Below are 13,685 nucleotides of genomic sequence, written 5' to 3'. Positions count from 1 at the left end.
CCAGGTGTTTCAAAGGGTGACTGTCAACAGTTGCAGACCGGCCTGCGCCTCGCTACCCGAGGCGGTTACCGTGACCGGTGCACCGCTGCTCTGATTGATGACCATCGGCGTGGTGATGTCATACCCCGCGGCGACGATCGCGTCGAGATCAAATTCGATAAGCAGGTCCCCGGCTTCGATCCGATCGCCCAGTTTTACCTTGGGGGTAAAGAACTGGCCGTCGAGTTTGACCGTATCGAGACCGACGTGGATCAGCACATCCAGTCCGCTGTCGGTGGTGATGCCGATGGCATGGTGGGTGCGAAACAGAGAGGCGACTTCGCCACTGACCGGTGCCACCACCCGACCGCTGCGCGGCACAATGGCAATGCCCTGACCGAGCAAGCCGCTGGCAAAACTCGGATCGCTGATCTCGGCAAGCGGCAGCACAGCGCCATCTTGCGGTGCTAACAGGGTGACGGCGTCGGTGCTGGCCTGCGGCGTGGTGACCTTGGCGTCGACCGGTTTGGCCGAGCTGGTGGCATCGGCCGGCACGCCAAACAGCCAGGTCAGCACCAGTGCAATGGCCGCGCCGAGCAGGGTGCCGACGACCGTGCCCCATACCGTGCCATCCATCCCGGTCGGCGGAATAATCTGGGTAAAGGTGAAGATATTGACGAAGCCAAACGAGTAGACGGCAGTATGGCTCAGTCCGACCATGGCCCCCCCGATGGCGCCGCCCAGACAGCCGAAGGCAAACGGACGACGCAGCGGCAGGTTGACGCCATAGATGATGGGTTCGGTGATACCGAAGATGCCGGCTGCGGCGGCAGAGCCAGCCAGGGTCCGACGCTTGGCATCGCGGGTTTTCAGCATCACCCCGGCGCACGCGGCGACCTGGGCCATGATAGCGGGCAACAGCATCGGCATCATGGTGTCATGGCCAAGTACGCTCAGGTTGTTGATCATCAGCGGCACCAACCCCCAGTGCAGGCCGAAAATCACGAATATCTGCCAGCAGGCGCCCATCACTGCGCCGGCAACGGCGGGCGCCACGGTATAGATCGCCTGATAACCATTAGCCAGGCCATGGCCAATCGAGGTGGCCAACGGGCCAATCAGCAGGAAGGTGAGCGGCACCACCAGCACCATGCAAAACAGCGGGGTGAAGAAGTTACGCAGCGCCGAAGGCAGCCACTTCATCAGGAGCGGTTCGAGCTTGCAGCTGGCCCAGGCCGCGAAGATCACCGGCAACACCGACGAGCTGTAGTTGATAAAGGTGATGGGAATACCGAGGAAATAGAGGGTTTCTGCCCCCGGCTGACCTGCCGCCTGAAACGCGGCGATCATACTCGGATGCACCAGCGCACCACCGATCATCATGGTGGTAAACGGGTTGCCGCCAAACTTCTGTCCGGCGGTGTAACCGAGGATCAAGGGGAAGAAGTAGAACAGGGCATCACTGGCGGCAAACAGCAGCTGATAAGTGCCGCTTTGTGGCGTGGTCCATTGGCAGACCAGCGCCAGTGCCAGCGCCCCTTTCAGAATACCGGTGGCTGCCATCACTCCGATAAAGGGGGTGAAGATGCCGGACACGACATCGATGATTCGATTGAGCAGCGGACCACGCTCGCCCTCTGCCACCGCTTGCGCATGGCTATCTGGCACCAGCTGGCGCACCGCCTGATAGACCTGGTGCACATGATTGCCGATCACCACCTGAAACTGGCCGCCACTTTCGACCACCATGATGATGTCTTCACGCGCCTTGAGACTGGCGGCATTGGCTTTGCTTTTGTCTTTCAGCTTGAAACGCAGCCGGGTGGCGCAGTGCATCAGGCTGACGATGTTGTCCCGTCCGCCGACCCCTTCGACAATCGCGCTGGCCAGATTCTCTGTTGCCATGCTTGCTTCTCCTGATTTACCGGTGCGCTGCGGGCATAAAAAAACCTGATGCTCCGCCTCCCGAATAAGGAGGAAGAGACATCAGGTCTTGCCTGCCGCAGCAGTCACAATCCTGCGGGCGAATCGCCCTTGTTATTAACCCGTTAGACGGCCCGGTTTATACCCGGGCGGCGCCCTCGCTCTCTTTTCTCACCCGTTCGATATGAATGGCGAGAAACATGATTTCGGCCTGGCTGAGTGCCCGCTGATATTGGGCAGCCAGAAACCGGTCAATCTTTTCAGCACACTGCCAGGCCTTGGGATAGCTAGCCTGAATGGTTTGCGGCAACTCGGGATCGTCATCCACCACCACATTGCGCGACAGCATACGCTGGGCAAAAAACTTGAGATGGGTGACAAAGCGACTGTAGCTCAGCCCCTGCTCCTGATACTCGATGCGCAGGTCATATTTGACGATGTGCAAAATATCCTGCAGCACCTTGGTAATGTGCATCACCTCGGGCATCTCGCCACCGAGCTGGGCATTAACCAGATGCAGGGCGATAAAGCCCGCCTCATCCTCTGGCAGGGTCACCCCCAGCCGCTCGCTGATCAGCGCCAGCGCCTGCTGCCCCAACGCAAACTCACGCGGGTAGAGGTTACGGATCTCCCACAGCAGCGCATTGCGGATCACCGCCCCGCTGCGCATCCGTTCGATGGCAAAGTGACAGTGATCGGTGAGCCCGATATAGAGACTGTCGCTAAGCGGCCCCAGCGTAGTGCGTGCCAGCGAGATGATCCGATCGCACACCGCCATCACCTCGATGGGGATGCGCGACAGCAACTCGCCCAACTGGGAGACCAACCCCTGATCCTGCAGGGCAAACACCTTCTCGATGGCGGCCCTGTCCAGACAGTCCCCCGGCCGCCTTTGAAAACCCAAGCCACGCCCCATCACCACCTGCTCGCGCTGGTGGTCATCGAGTACGACAACAACGTTGTTGTTGAGGATCTTGGCTATCTTCACGCTGGCCCCGAAAACAAAAAAACCCGGCCGCCCGATGGGCCGCCAGGTTTTGCCTGCCGTAGCAGTAACAATCCGATGGCTGGACTTTATCCAGTGCAGGTGGCGGGCTCAAGCTCGCAACCTGCAGAGTGTGAGCTGACGCACATCAGCCTACTGCGCCAGCCGATACAGCTCCTTCTGGTATGCCATACCGCTCCAGAGCGACCAGCCCAGAGCACGCTCCTGCAGATCCTTGCTCTGCTCGGCAGCAACCAGCCGCTCGCCGACGCGATCATAGGTAAACCCTTGCGCAGCCTGCTGTGGTTGCAGAATCACGACCTGATTGCCCTCCATCAGGGCAAAATTCTTGTCGTACTGCATCAGGGCTCGTCCCGGCCAGTTGGCCGGAGTCTGGGTCAGATCCCGGCCCAGCATGGGATATTCACCACTGATCCCCATCAGTGAGAGCAGCGTCGGCGCCATATCAATCTGGCTCACTACCCGCTCGTCCTGACGCGCTGGCACCCCATCACCGACAATCACGCCCGGGATATGGAAACGCGGGATTGGCACCAGTTCGGCGCCACCAACCCGACTGTCATGATCGGCAATCACCAAAAACAGGGTATCTTTCCAGTAAGGCGCGGCGCGGGCGGCCTTGAAGAACTGACCCACGGCATAATCGGCATACTTGGCGGCGTTATTACGGGTCGCCTTGGGCTGCTCATAGAGCTCGATACGACCATCCGGGAACTCGAACGGATCGTGGTTGCTAGAGCTGAACACCAGACTGAAGAAGGGTTTGCCCTCGTCATGCAGGCGAGTGAACTCCTCGTTAGCCTTATTCATCAGATCTTCGTCACTGGCCCCCCAGGAGCCGACAAAAGCTGCGTTACGAAAATCCTTCTGATCCACCACCCGGCCAAATCCGTTGCCGAGGAAGAAGCTGCGCATGTTGTCAAAATGACTCTCGCCGCCATAGAGGAAGCTGGTGTCATAGCCGTGCTCACGCAGCAACCCGGCCAGTGTAAAGAAGCCGGTCTGGCTCTTGTCGAGTTTGACCACGGCCTGCGCCGGGGTCGGCGTGAAGCCGGCAACCACCGCCTCAATCCCACGCACCGAACGGGTGCCGGTGGCGTAAAGCTGGCGGAAATTCCACCCTTCACGGCTCAGGGCATCAATATTGGGCGTGAGCGGCAGGCCACCCAGATTACCGACAAAACGAGCGCCAAGACTCTCTTGCAGTATGATGACCAGATTCTTCGGCTTACCCTGCCAGGTGGCTTGGTTGCGACTCATGGAAGGCAGTTCAGGGGAGACAAAGACATCGGCAGGGCGGCCGCTGGCTTCACGCATCAGCGCGATCACTCGCTCCGAGGGTAGCTTGCCATAATACTGGGATGGATCTTCTTCATTACCCAATTGCTTCAAGGCAAACATCACCGAATAACCCGAGTTAAGCGGCAGGGTATTGACCAGCGGATCGGTGGAAAACGCCACCAGTGCCGGATTGAGGGCGCGATGGCCCAGTGTCGAACGCCCACCCATCACCGCCAGAGCAATCACCAGCACCGCCAGCACCGGGCGCCAGTACCAGCGCGGCATAACCAGAGAGCGGGTGACCCGACCCGACAACCACCAGCCACTACCCAGCAGAGCCACCGTAGCCAGCACCGCGATCAGCAACTCACCCTTGTGGCCACTCCAGAGCATGGAGATCACCTCTTTCGGATAGATGAGGTACTCCACATAGAGGCGATTGGGACGAAACCCGTATTCGGAAATAAATGAAGGGGTCGAGATCTCAAGAAACAGCAGCAGCCACCAGCCCAATGTCAGCCATAGCCGCAGCACCGCTCGCCACAACCGGCCGATAAGATGCTCCCCACCCAACACGACCGTCAGCAGCATGGGGATGCCCCACAACCAGCAGACCGTCGCCACATCGACCCGGAGCCCTTGCAGCAGCACCGGCAGCCATCCATTCACTGCAGTCACCCGCTCGGCTTGCCAGCCGGATAGGCCGAGCCGGAACAGTGACAGAGCCAGCATGGTGGTCAGGGCGAACACCCCCACCGGCCACAACGGGCCCATTCGCTGTTTCCAGCGCGACATGTTTGTTTCGTACATTCCTTGAGAACCGCTTGTATGAGTTAAGGCGATGGTTAGACCACGTAAAGCAACATCTGTTGCATTAACGGAGCACTTTGTTTTTTGCCTACAAAGAGGGTTTGAACACAGATCACATTTTCTAAAAAATGAAATATATCAATTATTCGTATCCAAGGGTGCAATCTTATGCGAGATAACGCCCTTACACAATTAACTTTTAACACAATACCAAAAAGGTAAGAGTACGATTCACTATCATAGTGACGACACGAAAGAGTGCCACCTTCCAGCCCTATACTTGAGAATAGAACAGTGAAAGCACTTTCATTTGAGCCTCGTTCCCTACACCAACCTCAGCACATCATCACACCACGGTTTTCCACATATCAAAATCGATATATCTTTGAAAAATCAATATATTAAATATCAATGATTACCGACCTTTCATTAAAATTCAGTGTTTGGCCACATAACAATCATGTTTTTTACGTGGGAACATGATGTAAAAAATAATCAAGAACTCAAGATAACGCACCAACAAATGACAGCTTACATAATATGAACTAATGATAGAAAACGCTTTTCAAACTACCGTTCTGTGACACTCGCTTTGTTTTTGTTTGCTTTTGTTTTTGCCCGAAGCCTGAGAATCTAGTCACTTTTCAAGCCACCTGATTCACATAATCTTTCTGCATGGCTGAGGTGTTTATGTTTCTTGAAGAAAGAAGAAATCAAATTCTAAATTATCTGGACGAGCATGAACGAGCAACGGTTGATACCTTATCTGGTCTGTTTAGCGTGACGAGGGAAACTATTCGTTCAGACCTTGGCGCCTTGGCAAAAAAAGGATTGGTACAACGTTGTCATGGTGGAGCAATCATTGTTCGCCGGAATATGCAGGCAAAATTGATCGGTGAATCAGGCGGTCATTTTGAAGTCCTGCTACAACGTCTGGAACAACAACGTCAACATCGTTCACAAGGCAAAAAGATGCGTGGCAACGTTTGTATTCTCGGTTCGTTCAACGTAGATATCGTCGCCAAAGTGGATCGTTTTCCAAAAGGGGGCGAGTCACTACTGGCCACTGCCAGCACACTGGGACCTGGTGGAAAAGGCGCTAACCAAGCCATGGCTGCAAGTCGGGCCGGAGCCCGCGTCCACTTTGTTGCCAAAGTTGGAACAGACCAATTCAGTCAATTTGCCTTCGACCACTTGTCGGCCTCGGATATTCACTCCTTCAGGCTTTATCAATCAGAAGTGGCCCCCACAGGAAGCGCCATTATTTACGTCTCACAACAAGATGGCGAAAACATGATTGCCATCTATCCCGGCGCCAACAAAACACTGAGTGATGACGAGATTGCTGAGATGACTCATGAGCTTTCGCAGGCAGATGTGCTGCTGGTTCAGCTGGAGAACAATTTTCCCGCCACTCTCAATGCGATTAAATTAGCCCATACATTGGGAGTAAAGGTGGTGATGAACCCGGCTCCCTACGCCAGTGAAGTCGTCGATTTGTTGCCCTATATCGATGTATTAACGCCCAACGAGACAGAAGCCTCACTGCTTTCTGGAATAGACATCATCGATATATCCAGCGCCCGCGAGGCAGCCCGCACCATCATCGAGCGTGGAGCCCAACGCGTGATCATTACGATGGGTTCGCGTGGTGCTCTTATTGCTGATAGTGACCAGTATAAGCATATACCTGCATTCCCTGCGGTCAGTATTGACACCACTGGTGCGGGAGACGCATTTAACGGCGCGTTTGCTGCAGCTATCGCCAACGGGAAAACGATCATTCAGGCTGCGACCTATGCAGCAGCCTTTGCTTCACTGGCTGTCGAGCGCGAAGGCGCTTCCAACATGCCGACCCACGAGCAGGTTGCCATACGACTTGCTCAAAGATAACACCATGAATTTATTGAGTTCAGCCACTGCTGACAGGAGTAAGAGATGAAAGCGATCGAGGGTATCGTACCGGTCATGCTGACCCCCTTCACAAGTGACAATCAGATTGATTATCCGGGGCTGGCCCGCCTGATAGACTGGTATCTGGAGCAAGGTGTGGATGCGCTGTTTGCTGTTTGCCAGTCAAGTGAAATGCTCTTCCTAACTCTGGAAGAGCGTGTTGAACTGGCTCGCTTTGTGGTCGCTCACGTCGCAGGACGCATCCCTGTTATCGCATCTGGGCATATCAGCGATCCGCTCGACCAGCAAATTGCCGAGCTTACTGCCATGGCAACCACTGGCATTGATGCGCTGGTCCTGGTGACCAATCACCTTGATCCGGAAAACAAGGGTACCGAGACCTTCCTGTCAACACTGCAAACATTGATGGATGCCTTGCCGGCTGAGCTGCCATTAGGCTTGTATGAGTGTCCGGCGCCATGGCGCCGTCTGCTGAGTGATGCTGAATTCAGCTTCTGCGCCAATAGCGGTCGATTTGTCGTGCTCAAGGATGTCAGCTGCGATCTGCCAACTGTAGAGCGTCGGGTCAAACTGGCTCAAGGCACCCCGCTGCATGTGATCAATGCCAACGCTGCAATTGCTTGGCCCGCGATGCAAGCTGGTTCGAAGGGATTCAGTGGCGTGTTCACCAACTTCCATCCCAATCTCTACCATTGGATCTATCACCACGGAGCCGCACACCCACAATTGGCCCACGAATTATCGTTGTTCCTGTCACTAGCTGCCGTCACTGAAACGCTCGGTTATCCGAAGAATGCCAAGGTCTACCACCAGCGTCTGGGAACTTTTGCCAGTGATCATTGCCGTGTCACCCGCGATAACGTACTTGAGAAATATTGGGGGCTGGGCGTATTGCTGGAGCAAATTCAGGCTGGCAGTGATCTCTGGAGTGCTCGCCTGACCCGCTAAAAATATTGGGGCAGATACTCTTCTGCCCCTTCTGAATAAGGACATACCATGATTGTTTGCGATCGCCATGACTGGGCGAGGGAGCGTTATGCTTTTCATCCGGTCATTGACCAAGCCATAGAGTGGATAGCCACCACCGACTTCGCTCAATTAACCTTGGGTAAGTACGACATTTTGCCAGATGGTAAAATGTTTTGCCTATTACAGGAAATGGAAACCGTTGCGCCGAATGATATGCGTGCAGAATCCCATTTTGACTATGTAGACATTCAGTATTTATTAAGTGGAAGAGAAGTAATCGGTGTAGCAAGGAGTAATCCAGAACATATCCTCGTTGAGGACAGACGCCCTGATAATGATATCGTATTTTATAACACCACTATAAACGAATCGATGATTGCCCTTGAGCCCGGAATGTTTGCTGTGTTCTTTCCGCATGATGTTCATCGACCGTGTTGTCACCTTTCTAGTCCGGCAAAAATCCGCAAAGCAGTTATAAAAATTCATTTAAATCTCTTTGTTGAAGGATAAACATCATGAAGTCTGCAACCTCGCCTTACACTGATTCGGTGAATGAATCGGTTATCCCTGCCGGGAATATCGGCCGCCTGCGATGGGGGATCATTCTGATCTTGCTGCTGGGGGCCGTCGTCAATTATCTGGACCGGGCTAACCTCAGTATTGCAAATACAACTATTGCTGCAGAATTCGGTTTCTCCCAAACTGAAATGGGCATGCTCCTGTCAGCCTTTCTGTGGCCTTATGCACTGGCTAACCTGCCCGCGGGCTGGCTGGTAGACCGTTTTGGCCCCCGTCGTATGTTCTCGTGTGCACTCGGGCTGTGGTCTGGCTTCACCGTGTTGGCTGCGTTTGTCAACAGCTATACGTTTTTCTATGGCCTGCGCATGATGCTCGGAATCTCTGAATCACCATTCTTTACCTCAGGGATTAAAATCACTCACCGCTGGTTTGGCAAAAATGAGCGCGGATTGCCCACGTCCATCATCAATACTGGCTCACAGATCGCCAATGCTATCGCACCTCCTATTCTAACCGTGCTGTTACTCTCGTTTGGCTGGCGCGGCATGTTTGCTGCCATCGGGTTGCTCGGTTTTCCTTTGCTGCTAGCCTGGATAAAATTCTACCGCGACCCGACCGCTCGCGAAGAAGCGCTTATCCATGCGGGCATTCGCAACACTCCTTCCAGCAGTGAAAGCCAGCAGGCCAACTGGGGATCGCTGTTCAAGCACTCCACCACTTGGTTCATGGTTCTGGGCAATTTCTCCATCATGTTCACCATCTGGGTATATTTGACCTGGCTGCCGAGCTATCTGGAAAAGAGTCTGGGCTTTAGCCTGAAGGCAACAGGCTGGATTGCATCCATCCCATTCCTAGCCGGGATTCTGGGTGTGCTGGTCGGTGGTATGCTTTCAGATCGACTGACCCGTCGTGGCGTAAAAGCGATCACTTCGCGCAAGATCCCCATCGTCCTGGGTGCTGCGCTGGCCGCTTGCTTCGTCGCTCCGATTCCATTTGTAAACAGCACTCCGATGGCTATCACCTTGCTGACGGTCGGCTATTTCTTCTCACAAATGCCGCAAGGCGCTATCTGGACACTGGCCACCGACATTGCTCCCAAGGCACAGGTTGCCTCTTTGGGCTCCATACAAAACTTTGGTGGTTTCCTTGGTGCGGCAACGGCGCCAATCGTGACCGGTATCATTCTCGACACCACGGGCAAGTTCACCAACGTCTTCTTGCTGGGTGCTGCGTTGCTGATGCTTGGCGCATTGAGCTTTGGTCTGTTTGTGCGTAATCCCATCACCAACAAGTAATCTCTGCAGCGGGCAGCAAGGCTGCCCGCTCCTTCCTTGGCAACCCACCTCTTCCCCGCTAGGCTGTTAGCGTCCTTCAACGCAGGTTTGCCATGTCGCCCACCTTCCCCACTCAACCTGATAACCCCCTGATGGCACCACTGCTGGAGCGGTTGCAGCAACCGGGCTGCCGCTGGAAGGTGCATCACCTTTACAGTGAGTTGCAAAAAGCGGCGCTACTGCCGTGCCTGTCGGATGATGCAGAGGTGCAGCTGTTTCGCTGTAATTTTCTGATGATGAACGCCCTCTATCGTTTGCAGGAGGAGTTACAGGGCGATGGGTGGTGGTTGCAACTGGAGGCGCTGGATATCGCACTGTTGCCCTATCAGCCTTCGGCAGTGCCAGCAGCGGCATCGCCGCTACGGGATTATTACCTGGACTGGAACGTGTTCTGGCAAACCGATCGCGATGAGATTGAAGCGCTGCTCACTGACTTCTGGCGCCGGCTGGCGCGGCTGCCTGACCAGAGCAAGCGAGAAGAGGCGTTACGCCTGTTTGAACTGGATAGCGATGCCGACAGCCAGGCGATTCGCCGCCGCTGGCGTGAGCTGGCACTGACCCATCATCCGGATCGGGGCGGTGATGCCGAGACCTTTATCCGCCTGCGCTGGGCCTGGGAGCAGCTGCGCTGACCCGAACGGCAGTGGTCGTACTGCGTTGCGTCCCGCTACACTCATAAGGGAGAGTCATGCGCCAGGGAGGTCATTATGACGGCAAGCGAACTGCACGCACTCTATCTCAAGGGAACGCTCAATCAGGCTGAGATAATCCGCGACTCCATCATGCCGGGTTGGCTTATCGAATTTCGCGACGTGAGTGGCCGCATCTTCGAGTTAACCGATACGCTGGGCTGTCCGGTCAGTTTTAACTGCGTGGCCGATGCCCGTGAGCGAGTCCACCAAGTGGCAGACTGCGCCATTCAGGAAGATCACCTCTACCGTTTTTACGATCGCTAAACAGCAGTGCGGCTCCCTCGGGAGCCGCTTTTTACTGTTCCGACAAATGCGAGTCCATTCCTTCCAGCTTGCGCACCGGTTTTTGCAAAAACAGGTTGGCCGGGTAGGTCACGCTGTCGCCGTTGTCACTGCGTAAGCGCACGTAAAACAGGCCAATTTCACTGATCACTCCGGTCACCGAGTCATCCTTGTCGAGGATGCGAATGCGATCGCCAATCCGGTAGGGAAATGCGAAGAAGATGGTAATGCTGGCGGTGATGTTGGAGAGGATCGACCACTGCGCCACCATGGCCACTCCGAGCACGGCAAAGAAGGAAGAGGCGAGCACCACCAGCCGGGCAAAATCGAGCCCCCACACCCCGGCCAGTACCAAGAGGGTCGCTGAGCCGAGCAGGAAGTGGAACACGTGCTCTACATAGATGACCCGTGTTTCACTCATCTGCCGTGACTGGCCGATGGCAATCAGGCTGCGGTGAATAAGATGACGAAGCCCCATGTGCGCGGCGATCAGCAGCAGAGTTAGACCAAACGAGTACCAAGCAGTCATGGGCTCTCCTACCACCAACGCCGTAACTTAAGCCAGACCGCCAACGCCACAGCCAGCCCCAGCAATGAGATGCAGAAGACCCAGAAGGCCGTTGGGCTATTCGCCCCCGGCATGCCACCGAGATTGATGCCAAACAGACCGGTCAGAAACGAAGCAGGCAGGAACAGCAGCGCCATTATCGACATCTGATAGGCTCGCCGGTTGGTGGCTTCCGCCATCAGATTATTGATCTCGTCGGCCAACACGGCAGTGCGCGCCACCCCGGCATCAAGATCATCGAGCCAGCGCCGAAGCCGGTCGGCAATATCGAGCAGGCGGCGCCGATCATCCTCTTCCAGCCAGCTGATCTTTTCGTTGGCCAGACGCGCCACCAGATCGCGCTGGGGCGACAGGTAACGGCGAATCATGATGAGCTGCTTGCGAATGCGCGCCAACCGACCATTACCCGGCATCTCACGCGCCAGCACCGACTCTTCCAGCTCGAGGATTTCGTCATGCAGACCGTCGATAAACTCACCGGCCCGGTCGGTCAGCGCATCACAGATCTCCACCAGCCAGTCGGCGGGGTTATCCGGGCCGATGCCTTTCCCCAGATCAGCAAACACATCCTGTTCGGATAACAGAGGGCGCCTTCGGCTGCTAATGATGAGATCGGGGGTGATAAAGATGCGCAGTGCCACCATCTCTTCAGGGCGATGACCCTGGTTGTGATTCACACCGCGCAGGATCAGCAAAATGGTCTCACCCAGTCGAATCAGTTTGGGGCGACTGCTCTGACCGAGCAGCGCTTCGCGCTCGGTCTCACCCAACAAAGGCGTGTTGATCAGCCAGCGGGCGGCATCGGGATTGCCGTAATCAAAATGGAGCCAGCTGGCTGCATCCGACGGGATCTCGGCACCCACCTCCAGCGGTAGCATGCCCCCCTGCCCGTTGAGGGTCAGCCGGTAGATGGTCTCTGCGGGTACGCGATCCATGAATTCTCCTCGACATGTGAGGCCCCAGCTTACACAAAAAGGCCAGCGCAGGCAGCCCATGCTATGATGGCGCTTTTGTTCCAAGGAGCCTGCCCATGACCATCTGGGTCGATGCCGATGCCTGCCCGGTCGCCGTCAAGGAGATCCTCTATCGCGCTGCTCACCGCACTCAGATCCCGGCGGTATTTGTGGCCAACTCACCACTGCGTTTGCCCCCTTCTCCCTGGCTGAGTACCCGCCAGGTGCCCAAAGGGTTCGACGTGGCGGATCATCTGATCGCCACCTCGGTGGTGGTGGGCGATCTGGTGATCACTGGCGATATTCCGCTGGCTGATCTGGTTATCAGCGCCGGAGGCGAAGCACTGAATCCGCGCGGTGAGGTCTATACCCGCGAAACCATCAAGGCCCGCCTCGGGATGCGCAATTTTATGGAAGAGCTGCGCTCGGCCGGCGTGCAAACCGGTGGCCCGGCCCCGCTCAATCAGGCCGACCGTCAGCGTTTTGCCAACGCGCTCGATCGCTGGTTGCAACGTGGAAAATTATCCTGATCCACTTAATGGTTTCTTAAGCTTTGCCCCGCACACTCGCTCCTGACACTCACCCAAGGAGCGATTCCCATGAATGCAAAGATGCTGCTCGTCCCGGTACTGCTGGCTGCCCCGCTGGCCATGGCAGATCCCCAATGCACCACTGCTGCCAAAGACAAATGGCTGTCTCAGTCTGAGGCTCGCCAGAAAATTGAAGCAATGGGCTACCAGATCAAGAAATTCGAGACCACCGACACCAGCTGCTATGAAATCTACGGCTGGGATAAAGAGAAGCATCGCGTGGAGATCTATTTCGACCCGACCAATCTGAAGATGGTCAAAGAAGAGGTCGATGAATAAGGGGATCGCCATGCACAGCACAGTTCAATCACAGCGGGTCTGGGACCCGCTGGTTCGCATCTTTCACTGGAGCACGGTTCTGCTCTGCTCTCTCAACTGGTTTGTACTGGAAGAGGGGGATACCGCCCACCGCTGGGTCGGCTATGCGGTCGGCATCTTGCTGATCATCCGCCTGGTGTGGGGATTGGTGGGCAGTTACTACGCCCGCTTCGGCCAGTGGTGGCCAACCCCTTCGCGGCTACGCCAATACCTGCAGGCCATGCGCGCCCGCCGTCACCCTTACTATCTGGGCCACAATCCGGTGGGATCGCTGATGGTGTTGGCTCTGATGCTGGGGCTGTGTGGCACTGCACTGACCGGCTGGATGACCACCTGGGATGCCTTCTGGGGGGAAGATTGGCTGGAAGAGCTGCACGGCTTCTTTGCTAATGGAGTATTGACGTTGGCAGGTATTCACGCTGCCGTGGTGCTGCTGCTTGATCGCCTGACCCGCAGTGACCTGCTGCATGCCATGGTCTTTGGCAGCAAGCGGGTTCCTCCCGGTATCAAGGTTGAAGATGCCCGTCCGTGATAAGCCGCTAGGCTA

General features: G+C 55.9%; 14 protein-coding genes. 9 read left to right on the top strand and 5 right to left on the bottom strand.

Going from position 1 to position 13,685, the window contains the following annotated elements; translation table 11 throughout:
- Positions 1-9: 9 nt before the first annotated feature.
- From bglF to BW958_RS11015, 3 genes are all read right to left on the bottom strand, one after another.
- Positions 10-1,884, bottom strand: coding sequence for a PTS beta-glucoside transporter subunit IIABC (bglF, locus tag BW958_RS11025; RefSeq protein ID WP_076575794.1), 1,875 nt, complete (start codon positions 1,882-1,884; stop codon positions 10-12).
- A 157-nt stretch (positions 1,885-2,041) separates the two neighbouring features.
- Positions 2,042-2,890 carry a BglG family transcription antiterminator LicT gene (licT, locus tag BW958_RS11020; protein WP_076575793.1) on the bottom strand — a complete coding sequence of 283 codons (849 nt, stop codon included), beginning with the start codon at positions 2,888-2,890 and terminating at the stop codon, positions 2,042-2,044.
- 150 nt (positions 2,891-3,040) lie between these two features.
- A complete protein-coding gene (locus BW958_RS11015) occupies positions 3,041-4,984 on the bottom strand; it encodes an LTA synthase family protein (protein ID WP_076575792.1) in 1,944 nt (647 codons plus the stop codon).
- Positions 4,985-5,689: 705 nt separating this feature from the next.
- Here BW958_RS11015 and rbsK point away from each other — a divergent pair.
- The 6 genes from rbsK (at position 5,690) to BW958_RS10985 (ending at position 10,691) form a co-directional block, all read left to right on the top strand.
- Positions 5,690-6,892 carry a ribokinase gene (gene rbsK / locus BW958_RS11010; RefSeq protein WP_076575791.1) on the top strand — a complete coding sequence of 401 codons (1,203 nt, stop codon included), beginning with the start codon at positions 5,690-5,692 and terminating at the stop codon, positions 6,890-6,892.
- A gap of 45 nt (positions 6,893-6,937) precedes the next feature.
- On the top strand, positions 6,938-7,861 hold the full coding sequence (locus BW958_RS11005; protein WP_076575790.1) for a dihydrodipicolinate synthase family protein: 924 nt from the start codon (positions 6,938-6,940) through the stop codon (positions 7,859-7,861).
- Positions 7,862-7,909: 48 nt separating this feature from the next.
- The gene (locus tag BW958_RS11000; RefSeq protein WP_076575789.1) at positions 7,910-8,392 is read left to right on the top strand and encodes a NanQ anomerase/TabA/YiaL family protein; all 483 of its coding nucleotides are present in this window, start codon (positions 7,910-7,912) and stop codon (positions 8,390-8,392) included.
- A 5-nt stretch (positions 8,393-8,397) separates the two neighbouring features.
- A complete protein-coding gene (locus BW958_RS10995) occupies positions 8,398-9,696 on the top strand; it encodes an MFS transporter (RefSeq protein WP_076575788.1) in 1,299 nt (432 codons plus the stop codon).
- 92 nt (positions 9,697-9,788) lie between these two features.
- Positions 9,789-10,367 (top strand): DNA-J related domain-containing protein, encoded by a 579-nt coding sequence (locus BW958_RS10990; protein WP_076575787.1) that lies wholly within the window; start codon positions 9,789-9,791, stop codon positions 10,365-10,367.
- A gap of 75 nt (positions 10,368-10,442) precedes the next feature.
- Positions 10,443-10,691 (top strand): hypothetical protein, encoded by a 249-nt coding sequence (locus tag BW958_RS10985; RefSeq protein WP_076575786.1) that lies wholly within the window; start codon positions 10,443-10,445, stop codon positions 10,689-10,691.
- A 31-nt stretch (positions 10,692-10,722) separates the two neighbouring features.
- Here BW958_RS10985 and BW958_RS10980 read toward each other — a convergent pair whose 3' ends face one another.
- Entirely contained in the window at positions 10,723-11,238 is a 516-nt protein-coding gene (locus BW958_RS10980; RefSeq protein ID WP_076575785.1) for a mechanosensitive ion channel domain-containing protein, read from the bottom strand.
- An 8-nt stretch (positions 11,239-11,246) separates the two neighbouring features.
- Positions 11,247-12,212 (bottom strand): zinc transporter ZntB, encoded by a 966-nt coding sequence (zntB, locus tag BW958_RS10975; protein WP_076575784.1) that lies wholly within the window; start codon positions 12,210-12,212, stop codon positions 11,247-11,249.
- 95 nt (positions 12,213-12,307) lie between these two features.
- Between zntB and BW958_RS10970 the strand changes: the two genes are divergently transcribed.
- From BW958_RS10970 to BW958_RS10960, 3 genes are all read left to right on the top strand, one after another.
- Entirely contained in the window at positions 12,308-12,760 is a 453-nt protein-coding gene (locus BW958_RS10970) for a YaiI/YqxD family protein (RefSeq protein WP_076575783.1), read from the top strand.
- A 69-nt stretch (positions 12,761-12,829) separates the two neighbouring features.
- Positions 12,830-13,099, top strand: a complete 270-nt coding sequence (locus tag BW958_RS10965; RefSeq protein WP_256701979.1) for a PepSY domain-containing protein — start codon at positions 12,830-12,832, stop codon at positions 13,097-13,099.
- Positions 13,092-13,670, top strand: a complete 579-nt coding sequence (locus BW958_RS10960) for a cytochrome b/b6 domain-containing protein (protein ID WP_256701978.1) — start codon at positions 13,092-13,094, stop codon at positions 13,668-13,670. The genes BW958_RS10965 and BW958_RS10960 overlap by 8 nt, the downstream gene beginning before the upstream one ends.
- The last annotated feature ends 15 nt before the right edge of the window (positions 13,671-13,685 follow it).

The organism is Aeromonas sp. RU39B (genome assembly GCF_900156095.1).
Lineage (GTDB): Bacteria > Pseudomonadota > Gammaproteobacteria > Enterobacterales > Aeromonadaceae > Aeromonas.
The sequence above is the reverse complement of the archived record's forward strand: the minus strand, read 5'-3'. Positions and strand labels throughout refer to the sequence as shown.